This window comes from Marivirga aurantiaca (assembly GCF_016679925.1).
GTDB classification, from domain to species: domain Bacteria; phylum Bacteroidota; class Bacteroidia; order Cytophagales; family Cyclobacteriaceae; genus Marivirga; species Marivirga aurantiaca.
On sequence record NZ_JAEQBW010000013.1, the window covers coordinates 96,960 to 111,946 of the forward strand.

General features: G+C 29.3%; 13 protein-coding genes and 1 pseudogene. 2 read left to right on the forward strand and 12 right to left on the reverse strand.

The window, feature by feature from the left end:
• Positions 1 to 16: 16 nt before the first annotated feature.
• Positions 17 to 784, forward strand: a complete 768-nt coding sequence (gene cysQ / locus JKA74_RS18575) for a 3'(2'),5'-bisphosphate nucleotidase CysQ (protein ID WP_201432742.1) — start codon at positions 17 to 19, stop codon at positions 782 to 784.
• 75 nt (positions 785 to 859) lie between these two features.
• Here cysQ and JKA74_RS18580 read toward each other — a convergent pair whose 3' ends face one another.
• From JKA74_RS18580 to JKA74_RS18595, 4 genes are all read right to left on the reverse strand, one after another.
• Positions 860 to 1,942 carry a glycosyltransferase family 4 protein gene (locus tag JKA74_RS18580; RefSeq protein WP_201432743.1) on the reverse strand — a complete coding sequence of 361 codons (1,083 nt, stop codon included), beginning with the start codon at positions 1,940 to 1,942 and terminating at the stop codon, positions 860 to 862.
• A gap of 190 nt (positions 1,943 to 2,132) precedes the next feature.
• On the reverse strand, positions 2,133 to 3,407 hold the full coding sequence (locus tag JKA74_RS18585) for an O-antigen ligase family protein (RefSeq protein WP_317193626.1): 1,275 nt from the start codon (positions 3,405 to 3,407) through the stop codon (positions 2,133 to 2,135).
• Positions 3,408 to 3,487: 80 nt separating this feature from the next.
• Positions 3,488 to 3,703 (reverse strand): WecB/TagA/CpsF family glycosyltransferase, encoded by a 216-nt coding sequence (locus JKA74_RS21015; RefSeq protein WP_201432745.1) that lies wholly within the window; start codon positions 3,701 to 3,703, stop codon positions 3,488 to 3,490.
• Between the two features lie 177 nt (positions 3,704 to 3,880).
• Positions 3,881 to 4,462 carry an acyltransferase gene (locus tag JKA74_RS18595; protein ID WP_201432746.1) on the reverse strand — a complete coding sequence of 194 codons (582 nt, stop codon included), beginning with the start codon at positions 4,460 to 4,462 and terminating at the stop codon, positions 3,881 to 3,883.
• 189 nt (positions 4,463 to 4,651) lie between these two features.
• Between JKA74_RS18595 and JKA74_RS18600 the strand changes: the two are divergent.
• A pseudogene (locus tag JKA74_RS18600) lies at positions 4,652 to 5,417 on the forward strand (IS982 family transposase); the annotation flags it as partial.
• 575 nt (positions 5,418 to 5,992) lie between these two features.
• Here JKA74_RS18600 and JKA74_RS18605 read toward each other — a convergent pair.
• Genes JKA74_RS18605 through JKA74_RS18640 form a run of 8 tightly spaced genes read right to left on the reverse strand, consistent with a single transcriptional unit; the run spans position 5,993 to position 14,723 of the window.
• Positions 5,993 to 6,742, reverse strand: coding sequence for a WecB/TagA/CpsF family glycosyltransferase (locus tag JKA74_RS18605; RefSeq protein WP_201432747.1), 750 nt, complete (start codon positions 6,740 to 6,742; stop codon positions 5,993 to 5,995).
• A 20-nt stretch (positions 6,743 to 6,762) separates the two neighbouring features.
• Entirely contained in the window at positions 6,763 to 7,755 is a 993-nt protein-coding gene (locus tag JKA74_RS18610) for a glycosyltransferase (protein ID WP_201432748.1), read from the reverse strand.
• Between the two features lie 15 nt (positions 7,756 to 7,770).
• Entirely contained in the window at positions 7,771 to 8,985 is a 1,215-nt protein-coding gene (locus JKA74_RS18615; protein WP_201432749.1) for an O-antigen ligase family protein, read from the reverse strand.
• Positions 8,986 to 10,029 carry an ATP-grasp domain-containing protein gene (locus JKA74_RS18620; RefSeq protein ID WP_201432750.1) on the reverse strand — a complete coding sequence of 348 codons (1,044 nt, stop codon included), beginning with the start codon at positions 10,027 to 10,029 and terminating at the stop codon, positions 8,986 to 8,988.
• Between the two features lie 49 nt (positions 10,030 to 10,078).
• Positions 10,079 to 11,044, reverse strand: coding sequence for a glycosyltransferase family 2 protein (locus JKA74_RS18625; protein ID WP_201432751.1), 966 nt, complete (start codon positions 11,042 to 11,044; stop codon positions 10,079 to 10,081).
• A gap of 17 nt (positions 11,045 to 11,061) precedes the next feature.
• Complete coding sequence (locus JKA74_RS18630; protein ID WP_201432752.1) at positions 11,062 to 12,204, reverse strand: polysaccharide pyruvyl transferase family protein; 1,143 nt, start codon at positions 12,202 to 12,204, stop codon at positions 11,062 to 11,064.
• Between the two features lie 3 nt (positions 12,205 to 12,207).
• Positions 12,208 to 13,236, reverse strand: a complete 1,029-nt coding sequence (locus tag JKA74_RS18635) for a nitroreductase family protein (RefSeq protein WP_201432753.1) — start codon at positions 13,234 to 13,236, stop codon at positions 12,208 to 12,210.
• Between the two features lie 41 nt (positions 13,237 to 13,277).
• On the reverse strand, positions 13,278 to 14,723 hold the full coding sequence (locus JKA74_RS18640) for a lipopolysaccharide biosynthesis protein (RefSeq protein ID WP_201432754.1): 1,446 nt from the start codon (positions 14,721 to 14,723) through the stop codon (positions 13,278 to 13,280).
• Positions 14,724 to 14,987 lie beyond the last annotated feature (264 nt).

Genomic DNA, 14,987 nt, shown 5'->3' on the forward strand with positions numbered 1-14,987 from the left:
AATTAAAGTTTAAAAAATGAATCAAGAGCAACTGATAAAAGAATTAAAGATCATTTCATTTAATGCGGGAAAAGCCATTATGGAAATATATAATGATGCTGATCTGAGCAAAGTAGTTGATCATAAAGCTGATGACAGCCCTTTGACATTAGCCGATAAAGCAGCCGATAAAGTGATCATGAAAGGTTTGCAATCACTACCTGTCCAGTATCCAATCTTATCAGAAGAGGGAAAGCATCTGGACTATGTCGAAAGAAGAAAATGGGATACTTTCTGGTTAGTGGATCCATTGGATGGAACCAAAGAATTCATTAAAAGAAATGGTCAATTCACTGTAAATATTGCCTTGATAAAAGATGGATTTCCTTTATTGGGAATCATTTATGTCCCCGCCACCGGAGTTTATTACTACGGAAGTGAAAATGGTGCTTTTAAAGAAGAAGGTGCTCTAACCACCCGGTTAAAAGTAAATAATATAAGTACCAACAGAGTAGCGGTAAGAAGCGCTTCTCATGCTTCTCCCGAGGAGGATGCATTGCTTTCAAAATATGATGTGAAAGACAGTATCTCAAAAGGAAGTTCCTTAAAATTTTGCATGGTAGCGGAAGGAAAAGCTGACATTTATTATCGCCATGGCCCTACAATGGAATGGGACACAGGGGCAGGACAAGCCATATTGGAAGCTGCCGGTGGCAAAGTATTTAAAGGTGACACTACAAAAGAACGATTTAATTATAATAAGGAAAATCTGCTAAATGGCAGCTTTTTGTGTTTGGGGTTTTAAAGTTGATGTTCTCAAAATGCTTTTCCAAAGTTTTGAACTTTGGAAAAGTTTCAAAGCCTGCCACAACCTTTCCGCTTAATCTCTTCTAAAACGTTTGACGTCCCTTTTCTTTTTTGCAATGGCGGCTTTTACTATATTATCCAGGCTGATGCTTAAAATGACACAAATAAGCACTATGATGGGAACTAAAAGATTATCCCCTAAAAAATCCAATGCCAGGGCAACACCTATAATTACAATATTTGTAGCAATCATAATAAGCGTTGTTTGCGAATGACTATACCCCAGGCGCATCAGGAGATGATGCAAATGTGTTTTGTCCGGTGAGAAAGGAGACCTCCTCTTCATAGCCCTGGAAATGAATACACGCAATGTATCAAAAAGAGGGATGATAATGATAGATATAGCTACACCTACAGAAGAGTTTAGTTTAAATGGAGCTGTATCGAGTAGGTAATGATTAAAATCAATGAACTTTATAGTAACTACGGCCAATACAAAGCCTATGAGAAGTGCACCTGTATCACCCATAAAAATGCGTGATGGCTCCCAATTGAAGTTTAAGAAAGCAATTAAAGCCCCTATAAAACCAAAACAAACCATTGAAAAGTAGATTTGCCCCACCAGGAAGAAATAAATACCGAAAACGAAGAAAGCCACCACTCCAATACTGCTGGCCAGGCCATCCAGCCCATCAATGAGGTTAAAAGAGTTGGTAATTACTATAAAGGTAAAAACGGTGAGCACTACACTTACACCATAGGGAATTTCCTCAACGGAAAAGAAACCGTACAAGGACATCAGTCTAATATCCATTAGAAAGACTACCATGCAGGCACAAAGTAGTTGTGCTGCCAGTTTCACCATGGGCCTTACAGGCACCAGGTCATCTCTTAAACCAACAACGAACATGATACCCATAGCGCCATAGAAAAACTTAAATCGCTGTAAACCTGGTAAAGGCATCCAAATTAATAAAGCGAGCATTACCCCAATAAAAATAGCAATCCCCCCCATACTTGGTGTATCTCCGGTATGGATTTTTCTTCCTCCCGGAATATCCATAATATTTCTCTTCCTGAAGAAACCAATAACTAATGGTGTCAACAAAAAGGTGAGAATAAACGAGGTAATAAGACTAGCTAGGGTTTGGGGCATGTTTAAAATTTGATAAATCTACAACTTTAGCTTTCTCCCAGTCAATCTGAGAGTCTGCTGTTAACAGATCAACAAATTTAAAGTCTTTTATCAATTTATCTAATTTTTTGTGAGGGGGTTTTACTGAAATGGTTTTAGTTGTATATTAATTATTTAGGGTTAGTCAAAATTGATAATAACTTACAGTCAATTAAGATAGCTTCTTGATACTATTGTTATTCACTATTTTTCTTTTATTATAATTATGTAATACATTAAAAAATAATGCAAAAAACACTATGCCTTTTTGCAAAAGCAGTACAGATTCAACCATAAAGAATAAAGAAATACTAATGGTTAAAACAAATAAATGAAAATTTTTGAATTTATTTGCTTGATGTAAAGAATATACCAAATAGACTATCAATAATAGTACAGGTATAACACCTATTTTAACCCAGTATTCAAGAAATTGATTATGCGAATTAAATTTTCTTTCAGCTGCATATGTAAGACTCCTTTTTTCATATTCTTCAACTAAATGTTTATTTGAATCTCCCGTACCGTACCCTATAAATGGCTTTTGTTTTATTAAAGATATTGTTGAAGATAATCTAGATAATCTACTTTGTCCTGACTTATATCTATCAGATTGATTTATTTCATGTTCAATTACCCAATTGAATCTGTTTTTTATATTTGGGACATAGTTATACAGAAAAATAGGAAAGGTTATAAAAATGATAAGAAATCCGATGAATAATTTGGGAGATAATTTTCTTGTAATTGAAACCCAAAAAAAAGTAAGAAATCCGATTACTAATATTGAAATCAAATTAATCTTAGAAGATGTCATTATTAAGCCAATTAACAAAGGAATGATCAAAAAAATATAAGTTAAAGTTTTAATAGAAAATATTCTTTTAATCTTACTAAACAGAAAAGATATCGCAAAAACAGTATACAGTGCATAATAACTAGGGTGAAATCTAAAAAAGTCAATAAAATTATTATAAGTATTATAATACCTAAATAATGCATAGAAAGGTCTATTGGTATTTATTGCATTACTAAAAAATCTATAATTTATTGAAATAATTGCAACTATTAAAACAGAAACACAAAATAAATACATTGAAGTATTAAGTATTTTCTTAGAGAAATTTAGATTAACTAGGAGAAGTGGAATTATGATAAAACTTGAGGACCTTACTAATAAATCCAACGCAATTTCTTTGTTTTCACTTATTAAATATCCATGAATCAAAAACAAATAAGTAATAAAAAAAAACAATGTGGAGGGGTTTTTAAATCGATCTAAGTGATAATTATGTGGGTTTTTTAAAAAGTTTATAATAATTATCAATAGAGATAATATTAAGAATGTATTGTTAACTAGAATTGATAATGGGAGAGAAAAAAAAAGTAAGTAAATACTAATTTTTTTTAAATCCTGAATTAATAGATTAGAACTAAATGTTAGCATTATTACCAGTAAAACTATATTTGATTATGTCGAAAAAGAATAATGGCATACCTATTATTCTTTTTCAATATTTTTTTTGTTCAATAATAAGTCTTGCAAAACCATTCAATCCCTATTTTCTGAATAAATTTTGACTCCCTCGGTTTTTCTTCTACAAGATATCTGAGTATCACATAAATGTTATCCCATTTGCTCTTATTTCTATAAATCCACTCTTTTTGTAATGGGATTGTTCCCAGGCCGAACCAAACAATATTTACTCCTGAAGTATTTATTAATTCGTAATTACATCTCATCTTCAGATCAGTTATTTAAATCTTCAACCCCATTTAACTGCCCAACAATTTTGAGCTTTAAACACTTTGAATCTGTGATTGACAATTTTAGTTAAATATATTATAAAAATATAACCAATTGACTTTTAAGTTTTCTAAAATGTGTAAGATTTAACAAAGATGGATAATCGATACATTTTATTGCTTAATTATTTTTATAGGGTTACCTCCTGCTATGATCATGGGAGGAATATCCTTATGAACAACACTATTGGCTGTTATTATACTACCTTCCCCAATGGTGACACCTGGCAGAACAATTACTCCGGTAGCTAACCAAACATTATCTTCGATTGTCACCTCTTTACTTCCACCTATCGTATTAATTCTATTTGCCACATTTGGAAACGAGATGTCATGACCATTCCCATCCATGATTTGACAATTTGCAGCAATTAAACAATTTTTTCCAATACTAACTTTTTTATAAGAATGGATACAGCTTCCATGAAAACGAGTATTATCTCCAATTTCAATAACTGAATCGGGTCTATCAGCAATAAGTTTGCAAGAATTAAACATGTTCACATGGTAACCTTTATTCTGAGAATTGATTACTACATTATTCCCTATAGTCAAAGTTGCCTTTCTATGAATATCTATTAACGGTTTCTTTTTAAAGACAACCTTCCTACCCAACTTAATATTAGGCCCTTTAAAATAATAATAGAGTAATTTACTATAAAGAAAATTAAAAACTTTTCTTGGAGTGATCCTCATTATTCTTACCACTTTAAATTAATTATTCACAAAACTAACGCAAAAACGCTGACATTATAGATCTTCAATAAGTTTTTTATTTCTTATAAATTATTTTGTTTCTTCATATGTATTGCCCGTTGTGCTATTTCGAAATAGCTAAAAATAATATGTGTATCAGCCTGATATTTAGTAAATTAGAGTTGCAAATTAACAAATAGTTCTGAATATATGTCATTGGACAGTGAGAATTGGCTCTTTAATAAAATTAAATCCGATTATGGCGGTTCTTTTGCCCACTTGATTGATAGGTCAAGATTCAATCGAAGGAAAAGGAGTCTTTTCCATATTTTGGAGTTGGTAAGGAAAAAACTTGCTGAAAAATTTTTAGATTTTGAGGACTATTTCATCATTGATTCAATGCCTTTGGAAGTATGCAAAAACGCAAGGGAAAGAAGATCAAAAATATGTAGAGAAGCTTTTGAAACCTCACCGGAAAAAGGCTACTGTGCTTCCCAGAACATGTATTTTTATGGCTATAAACTTCAGGGAGTATGCTCGGGAGTCTTTCAGTCTATTGAGCTTACAAAAGCAAATGTGCATGATGCCACTTTCCTTTCGCAGATGAAAACACAACTATCTGACTGTGTATTAATTGGAGATAAAGGTTACCTCTCCTCATCACAACAATTGGACTTGTTTCACAGTACCAATATCAAACTCGAAACACCAATGCGGTCAAATCAAAAAAAACTATGTCAAACAAAATTGGATATTTAGGAAAACAAGAAAAAGACTGGAAACCTTATTCTCACAACTTTGTGACCAGTTCATGATTCGCAGAAACTATGCTAAAACTTTCGCTGGGTTCAAAACTAGAATATTGGCAAAAATTACCGCATTAACTTTGGTCCAGTTCATTAATAAATTTGATTTTAACCGACCTATCAATAACTTAAAAGTTGCAATTACTTAATTAGCACAACGGGTATTATATTTTTTTGATTTCAAAAGCCAATGCTAATTCTAAAATCCAAATTAAATCTGGGATATCTTACAGCAACTTTAAAATAGCGAAGAATAAAACACCTCCCTTGTTAACTAAAAGGATTCAACCATGAAAAATAGTGAAATTGTGATTACAAGATAAATATTCTTCTTTATGGCAATGAAAACAGAATACACTAAATTGATAAGGGGAAAATGATTGAAAATACACAACATCAGCCAATGCTTTAAATATTGAATATGAGAAGTATAAGATTGCCAGCAGCATAAGTTGGTTCTCTTTTCTGATATTTTTCTATTAACTACTTTTTTAAATAACCAGTTCCATACCCAAAATTGGTTATTCACTAATTAATGTCAACGCAGAAGAAAAGTAAGATATTCAGCTTTGATCAGTTTTCGATCGTTCTGAGTGATTTAATCCGTGTTCGACATCCATTCAAATCTATTTGGAACATAAGGATATATAAACAAATTGATATTTTCAAGAGGAATAATAAAGCTTAATATTTTTAAATTTTTATTAATGTATCCTGGCTCAACCTATTGATTTTTTGACATCAATTTGAATCTAAAAATATTGAAAAGAAATAAAGGTATCCCAATTATTGTCCTTTTCCAGTATTTATGAGGTTCATTTATTAATCTTACAAACCATTCTAAACCGATTTTTTGAATGAACTTAGATCCTCGAGGCTTTTCTTCTGCTAAAAATCTAAATATGTCACCAACTGATTGAATCACACTTATATCTTTCAAATTATGGCGATTTTCATAAATCCATTCTTCTTGAAGAGGTGTGCCTAGCCCCACCCAAACTATATCTGCTTGAGAATTACTTATCATATCACATATAGCCTCATTTGAATTAGTTCTCAAATTATCGAAGCCATTTAATTGCCCAACAATTTTGAGATTAGGGTAATTTATTGAAAGTTTCTCTTTCGCATTCTTTTGAACCTCAGTAGTTGACCCAATAAAAAATAAACTCCAACCATTTGATTCGCATTCTTTTAAAAAATTATTAGCATGATCCGTCCAATTAAATCTTTCAAATCTATTTTCTTTTTTTTGTAAAATATCTGAAGCTATTTTAACGCCTATTCCATCAGGGTGGACAATCTCAAAAGCATTGATTTTATTCTGAAATTCACTATTTTTTATGCACAGATTTACAGTTTTAGTATTAGCATATATAATTCTAATTGGTCGTTTATCAGTAATCGAAGCCTTTATTGCATTTAATATATCAGAATAGTTGACTTTCGAGAATTTACAATTCATTAAATTCATATAATAATATTATTTTAAACTTAAGATAAAACCTTTGAATAAATAGCGATTAAATTGTCAGCCACGGACCCTACATCTAATTGTAACTCCATTATTCTCCTTTTATATAATGATCTTATTTCAGGGTATTTTGAATTTAACAACTTTGAAATAGCAGTTACATAATCTGTCGGATCTTCTGAACTTAATATTTCACATCCTTCTAGATTTCCAATTGTCCTTTGGACATCCCCTACATTTCTAGAAATTACAGGAGTCCCTGTACTTACACATTCTTTAACAGCATTTGGAGAACCTTCAAAATCTGAGGTCAAGACATAAACTTCAGCAGCATTAAAATAGTAAGGTACCCTATCTCTCGATTCATTAATTAAAACAAGTTCTTCCACATCGGAGAAGCTTTTATTACTTTTTATTGTATCTAGTGCATTTTTAAAAATATCATATCTTTTCTCTGGCCTGTAAAGGTTATTTAAGCTACAAAACAATATGTATCTTTTATTTACGTCTAAACCAAGCTGAATTTTAGACTCTTTTTTTGAAATGTGTTTGAATAAATCCAAATTGACACCATTAGGTAAATAAAATGAAAATTCATCAGTTATAAGTGAATCGGGAATTGCTTTTTTAAATATACGTCCATCTGATCTTTTTAGAATCAGGGAATACATCCATTTAATTAGATATTCACTAAATATATTTTTTGTAAGCATAAATTCATTTGTTCCATCACTTAGAAATGAAACTATGACTTTTGCTTTAGGAAAAGTCAATAAACTCAAAAAGCCAACAAGAAAATGGTGGCAGTGAATTATATCATATTGTTTTCTACATTTTAGTAATTTAAAATACGCTTTTAAATATTCTAATTTGCCGAAATCTTTTGCATTGATAAATAATAGGTCAAAATCTACTCCTTTCTCATTGATAGAATTTAATTGTTCTTTTATAAAAATACCATGAACTGGATGTTTTAAAGAAGGATATGCATTCGTAACTTGAAGAACTTTCATTTATTAATATTATTATTACATAGTAACATTACTTTCAGAATAAGTACTATTTGACATTTTTAAATATTGAATAATTCCAAGCAATACCATTGAAATGTAGAAGGAAATGGTAAAGATTATTCCGCCTAAGATAAAATTAGCAAAACAATAATATATTAATATCTTCACAAGGTTTAAATTATGTGCTTTCAACCAAATGAAAATCTTATTTAATAGGTAAATTAGTACCAGCACTAGAAGCATAAACGGTATCATTCCTAATTCAATAAGGAATTTTATGAAATCAGAATGTGCAATGAAAGTTCTACCATCTGAGGTTTTATAACCTGAAAGCATAGTTTCATGACCTAGGCCTGCTCCAAAAAAAGTGTAATTATTCCACCAATCAGATATTAATTGATACCAATGAAGGACTCTCCATTGAAACGAATTATCAAGTTGTTCACCATATATTTCATTCAGATTATAGTTTGCTGTTAACATATTTGATATGCGGTCATAAACTTGATCGTTAAAGTATATTACAATTAATGAAAGGACAACCAAAGCTAGCAGATACTTTAAATTTCTTTGTTCTGTTAGAAAATAGAATATAAATGACAAAAAGATAGTTGCAAAAACCCTTGCAGTATTATTTAAAGCTAGAATTATCACTGTTAGAATCAATAAGAAATAGTAAAATAGTTTTTTTTTCGCAGAATTTATCAGGATAAATAAAACAATAAATGCATAACCCAAAAAAGTACCAAATTGACCAGTATTCTCAAAATAGCCATTGAGTCTTTTATCACCAGAGATCTCTAAAATATTACCAGTAAGTAGCTGATAAATAGCTATTAACAAATGAAATATTAGGACTAAAAAAAATAATTGTTTTATATTAGTAAGTTTAAAGTGTTTGGCTGTAAATAAACCAATTCCGTACAAAGAAATGATTAATAAATATCTATTTAAATCATAAATTGATTTAAATAAACCAAATCCATTAAAAAAGGATACTGATATACTAATTGTAGCTATTAAGATACATAATAAAATGTAATCTACTTGATTTCTTTTTAATCTTTTTATTGAAAAAATATAAAGAACTAGAAATAAATTTGAAAATATACCAAAAAATATATTAAATAAATTATTATCTATAAATAGACTTATTCTTAAGATAAATAATGGGAAAAGGAGTAAAATTACACCTTTCTCCATTATTCTATTTTTGAAAAGTAAATCCATTTAATTAATTTTATCATTGATAAATTTAATTATTGAATCCGCATATATTTCTTCCAAGATTAGATTATTGCTGATCTCCTTTACCCATTGACCATTATTTTTCGTAAAGAACCATTTTGATTTTTCTAAAACCGTGGTACCAAACATGATAAATTGAAATTCTATTAAAAAATATTCTTCATTTTTTTTAGCTAAATCAATAGAAATAAATGGCGTGTTAAATGAATTATAAATTTTCATGCAAGTGTCAAGCAATTCTGAATCTAAATCATAATCGTAAGAGATTAAACCACTTCCACTAGCTCTAAAATCATTTCTTTTTAGACTCCTCTTAACGAGAAATATTTTAGGACCTTCAAAAATTAGCACTTTAAAATCACCATCTAATCCTTCAATTAAAGGTTGAACAATAAATTTGTTTCTATAGTTGGATTTTGGAGTGTAATGATTTCTTATTACTTTCTTAAGAATTGATTTCAACGCTTCCTTAACATTAAATGTACGTGACAGGAATTTAATAGCTTTTATTGCATCATTAAAGTTTTCAGCTTTTCGTACAGTTTTGCTCATTGTGCCCGCAGCGGACTTAATCACAACAGGAAATTCAATTCTGTTACTATCACTTAAGAACTCTTCGAGCGTACCATATTTTTTAGAATGAGAATGTTCTACGCCTTCTATTTTAGTTATGTCTCTAAGAAGCTCCATAAAAACCTTGTTGTGATGAGCCTTTAAGTATTTAAAAGAAGGTATAATTATGCCACCCTGTAAGTTTATCGCATATATAATGTCTTCGATATAACTTTTATAAAAAGCATTGTGATCCTCAGATGATTGATAGATAATATATTTATCGGTAAAATTTTCAGTTGTAAAATCTAATTCAAAAAAATTAAGTATTCTAATTTTGAACCCATGACTACCTATATGATTTTCGAGTCTATTTAAATCTATACCGTTGTCACTTGCATTACCATACTTAACTGTACTATATAGTGAATGCCTGTAATCAGTTAAAATTATCAATTCATTTGAATTCTTCATTATCTTAATTTTATAGTCAGATATTTTTACAGGGAAAACGTCAGTATATCTATTTGTAGTTTTTTAATTTAAGAATTAAACTAAATGGTAAAGAAGTTATTAAAAATACTTTTAAAGATGATTTAAAGTCATATTTCCAATATAATCTATTTTTGATGTTGTATTTCTTTTTAGAATTAATAGTTGATTTTAATCTAAACCATACAGTAAGGATTTGCTTATTGAAAAATTTTGCTAAAATTTTATTTTCTAAATTGGTATTTCTATAGCTGAATTCCTTAAAAATTTTCTTGGATAATATTTCAAAATTACCACTGTGACTTTTAGTTACCATATTTACACTATCTTGAAAATAGACGGCTCCAACATGATTAACCCAATGTAAATTATTAAAAAAGTGTATCAATCTTAACCATGCAATTAAGTCTCCACCTCTTCTTATTTTTTCAGAAATAGGGAATAGGTTTTTATTTAATTCAGAAGTGTTTTTGAAACAAACTACAGAAGTCCAAACAGGGATTTTATCCTCTATCGATAATTCAAAATATTTTTTCTTATCTATTTTTATTAGTTTTTTATCTTTATTTTCTAAAAAAAATGGATTATATGATTCGTTCTCTTCAGAGATTCTTTTCCAACCACATGATATAAATTCAATTTCAAAATCAGATTTTCTTATGGTATTAAAATATGATTCTAAGTGAGTTGTAAACCAGAAATCATCTGCATCTATAAAGGTTATATATTTTCCTTTAGAATTTCTTATCCCTAAATTTCTTGCTGCGTATCCTCCCGGACCTGGAATTTCTCTATTTAAAATTTTGATTCGGCTATCTTTAAATTTAAGAATTTCATTATCACTCCCATCTGTTGAACTATCATTTATTAATATTAATTCAAAGTCATAAAAATTTTGATTTAGCACAGAATTTATACTTCTTTCTAAATGCGGTTTTTTATTATATATTGGCATTATAACAGAAAAAAACGGCACTATCTTTTTATTTTTATCCACTATTAATATTTAATGTATTAATTCTTAGAATTAATTTCTTTATAGATTTCATCCCACATTTCTTCAACTTTTAGCTTTAAAAGTTTACTATTAATATTTATTTCACTTATTACAGACTTATATTCTTCGGAGTATCTTATATTTAAATGATTGAACAATTCTATTTTATCCATTTCTAAATTTAGAATCCCTTTTGAAAATCCAAAATCTTTGAAAAGCATTTCATATTTATGACTCCACCCAACAGCAAAACTCAATATTCCTTGTGACAAACTACTTACCAAGCCATGAAAACGAGAGCCTAAAACACAGCTACTTGATGCAATTATTCCTTTCAGTAGTAAAGGATCACTTTCAGAAACAATTTCTATCTTTTTGCTGCCAATAATTTTCTTTGCTAATTGCAAATCTTTTTCCCCTTCATGATTTAAAAGAAATACATCTTTGTTCTGAGCTTGGAAAAAATCAATTGCGTTATTGAATAGATCAATATATTTTTTTTCAGTAAGTGTTTTATCGACCTTGGAGGTACTAATTACTTTAAAATTTGGAATTAAACATATTTTCCCAGACAAATAATCATACTTGTCGACCTTTTTATTTTTTAATAAAATAGTGAAATCAGGCGATAATTTTACATTTGTAGATAGGTTTAATTTTTCAACATGCTTTAATGACTCTTTATCTCTTACAAAAGTTAAATTTGAAGCTTCAATTAGTGCTTTCGTATATTTTTCATTTTTTACATTGTTGAATGGACCAAATGCTTGAGGCATTAATATCACTTTGGTATTATTTTTTCTCCACCTTTTTACCTGAATTAAAAATGATTTTGCCATTTTATAAGTCCATTGATCTCCATAAGCAAAGCCAGAAGCATCAAAAACTACATCAATATTCTTATTTTTTACAATTTTGTTTTTCTTAGTTAAAAAGCTAGGAATTAATATGCTTAAGTCACTAATGTTTATTATGGATTTTTTAAAGGATAATCTTTTGTGAAATCCTTTTTTGCTAGCTTCATTGTATTCATCAATATTGCTACAATTTAGCACAAACTTTGCAGAAGGATACCATTCTCTTACTTTTTCAACAATTGATAAAAGCATCATCTCTGCCCCTTTATTTGTAAATCGCGCTCCGTATATTTCTACTAACATATCTTAATTATATTTTCTAATCTCGTCTAAAGATCTTTTTTCAGAAAATGCTATATATCCTTCTGGATCTGCATAACCTACCCCAATACACATTATTACTCTTTGAAAATCTTTTAATTTGAGTAACTTCTGCATTTTTCTCTCTCTTTGTTCTATATCAGGCCAATTAATTGAGCAACTGGACAAACCTAGAGTTTCTAATGCATACATAAATGACATACTTGCTAAGGATCCATCAATATAAATAACATGTCTATCTCTTTCACTAAAGTAAGCATCTAAGTTCCCTGTAACTACTATCATCATTGGAATATTTTCCGCATAACCAGTTGTACCCATTGGATAATTCACAATTTTCGATAAAATGTTTTTATCATCAATAATTCTAAACTGGAAAGGCTGCCTATTACAGGCACTAGGCGCTTGTATAGCGGCTAAAATTGCTTTATCAACTAACTCTCTCGGTACAGCTTTCTGTTCAAACCATCTTACAGACCTTCTTTGTTTTGAAAGTTTAAAAAAATCTTCATAGCTGATAGGGCTGACTCCAATAGAAGAGTGTTTATAAGGTATCGATTTTTGTTCTATTTTTTTACTCTTTAATTCAAAATTAATTGATTCTACTACAGCCTTGAACCTACCCATTTGGAAATCTATAGTTTTATCTCCTCCTTGGACTACAGCGAAATATTCATCCAATACATCGTAAAACCATTTAAATTGAGGCGTATGTATATCATCTCCACTTTCTGCCAATTTGATAAAGCAACTAACAGTTTCTTCAATATATGAAGCTGCAAATACTGCCCTCCTAGGCCTCATTAATAACCCCTTTTCTAATTTATGAGTATTTCTGACTAAAAGAAAAATATTAGCTTTATTAGATTGAGATTGCTTTAAATATTGAACCTTTCCATTTAGAACCGCTTTATTTTCCCTTAAAAATGATCTTGAAAATAAAAAATAGTAAATACTCGCTAAAACCTTATTTCTGTAGAAAACATAAGGCAGTTTTTCATTTACAATTTTCATGTAAAAGTTATAAATACCTTTTACCTTATTCTTTATGTAATTCATCTTCTTGCTTTCATTTTTACTAAAATACCGACTACTTCCTTTCCGAAATATCTATAATATAGCATAGAGTATAGTAGAATAATTATAATTAAATTTATATATAAATTATCAGTTAAATATAGGTTATTGAGGTAAATTATTACTCCAATAAAAATGGTAATCAATAATACTGTCTTTATTGATCTAATTATATCATAAAACGTAATGCCAATAAGTTTTTTTAAAAAATGTTGTGCTATAAAAACACTTATAAATTTGTTAAAAACTATTGCCCAAGAAGTACCTATAATTCCGTAGGAGTAGGTTAAAATTGTTATTGATGGTATATATAAAAATATAGTTTTAAATAACTGGATGTTCATTTCTAATTTAGGTTTACCTAAACCTCTTATTAGAACTGTATTACTACTTACCATAACATGAAATAATACAGATACAGATAAAATTTGTAGTGGTATAATAGAATCTATCCATTTATCTCCCAGAAAAACGAGGATGATTTGTTCTGCTTCCATTATTAGTATTAACATTATTGGGTATAATACTAATACATTATATCTAATTACTTGAATATAATATTCTTTTACTTCCTTCCTACTTCCTTGTAACTTGCTGTAAATAGGATACATTACTTTATTAAGTATTGACATTATTTGTGACCTTACAATATCAGTTAGTAGGAATGCTAATGAGTAGGCACCTAGCGCACCTGCTGAAATTATTTTACCGACTATTAAATAATCTATATTTGATGTTATATTTCCTAAAACTTGTGTCCCTGTTGAATACAAACCAAAACCAATTATATCCTTAAAACATTCTTTTGACCAAAAAAATCGTGGTCTCCATCTACTAGCAAAAAAATATATAGGTGCTGCTAAAAAATAGAATGCAATAGAATTAAAAATTAATGCCCAAATACCAAACTCCAGATATGCAAGTAGTAATGAAATAAGGCCTGTTATTAGATATGCGCTGTTACTTATAAAGGCTATTTTTCTAAAATTTAAGTCTTTAATAAGTCTAGCTTTATGAATTAAATTCATTGAATTAGGAATCAAACTCAGACTTAATGCTGGAATTACTTTGACTAATAAAGATTCCTCATAAAATGAGGCTGCTACTGGAGCGATTAAAAAAGTAGCAACTATAAATAATATTATTGACCATATAATTCCACTCCAAAATGCAGTACTATAGTGTCCATCATTAAGATCCTCATCTTTCCTCTGGATTAATGCTGCGCCAATTCCGAATTCATTTAAAACACTAATAAAACTTGTAAACACAACAGCCATTCCTACTACTCCAAATTCCTCTGGAAATAGAAGCTTTGCCAATAGAAGTTTTACCAAAAAGTCAAACCCTTTATGGAATATTATTTCAATAGAACTCCATAACATACCTTTTAAGGCTTTTTCTTTTAATGAATTTATATCCATTTATTATAATATTGATCCCTTCAAAGATGATGATCAGGATTTGAATAGAAAGTAATTGTGTTTTATTGAAAAAGTTAAAAAGTATTTTCTTTAACTTAAATTAGCAACTGCATTAGAGATTTTTCTAATACCCTAACTTATCTACCAATACTAAAATAAGTAAATCCTTCCTGTTTCATTTGCTCAGGCTCGTACAAGTTCCTTCCATCCAATATTAATGGATGGCTCAGTTTCTCCTTTAGCAGTTTAAACTCCGGGGTCCTG

Coding starts and splice junctions, on each gene's coding strand:
- cysQ (WP_201432742.1), top strand. CDS start 17: ATGAATCAAGAGCAACTGATAAAAGAATTAAAGATCATTTCATTTAAT.
- JKA74_RS18580 (WP_201432743.1), bottom strand. CDS start 1,942: ATGCCCCAAACCCTAGCTAGTCTTATTACCTCGTTTATTCTCACCTTT.
- JKA74_RS18585 (WP_317193626.1), bottom strand. CDS start 3,407: ATGCTAACATTTAGTTCTAATCTATTAATTCAGGATTTAAAAAAAATT.
- JKA74_RS21015 (WP_201432745.1), bottom strand. CDS start 3,703: ATGAGATGTAATTACGAATTAATAAATACTTCAGGAGTAAATATTGTT.
- JKA74_RS18595 (WP_201432746.1), bottom strand. CDS start 4,462: ATGAGGATCACTCCAAGAAAAGTTTTTAATTTTCTTTATAGTAAATTA.
- JKA74_RS18605 (WP_201432747.1), bottom strand. CDS start 6,742: ATGAATTTAATGAATTGTAAATTCTCGAAAGTCAACTATTCTGATATA.
- JKA74_RS18610 (WP_201432748.1), bottom strand. CDS start 7,755: ATGAAAGTTCTTCAAGTTACGAATGCATATCCTTCTTTAAAACATCCA.
- JKA74_RS18615 (WP_201432749.1), bottom strand. CDS start 8,985: ATGGATTTACTTTTCAAAAATAGAATAATGGAGAAAGGTGTAATTTTA.
- JKA74_RS18620 (WP_201432750.1), bottom strand. CDS start 10,029: ATGAAGAATTCAAATGAATTGATAATTTTAACTGATTACAGGCATTCA.
- JKA74_RS18630 (WP_201432752.1), bottom strand. CDS start 12,204: ATGTTAGTAGAAATATACGGAGCGCGATTTACAAATAAAGGGGCAGAG.
- JKA74_RS18635 (WP_201432753.1), bottom strand. CDS start 13,236: ATGAAAATTGTAAATGAAAAACTGCCTTATGTTTTCTACAGAAATAAG.
- JKA74_RS18640 (WP_201432754.1), bottom strand. CDS start 14,723: ATGGATATAAATTCATTAAAAGAAAAAGCCTTAAAAGGTATGTTATGG.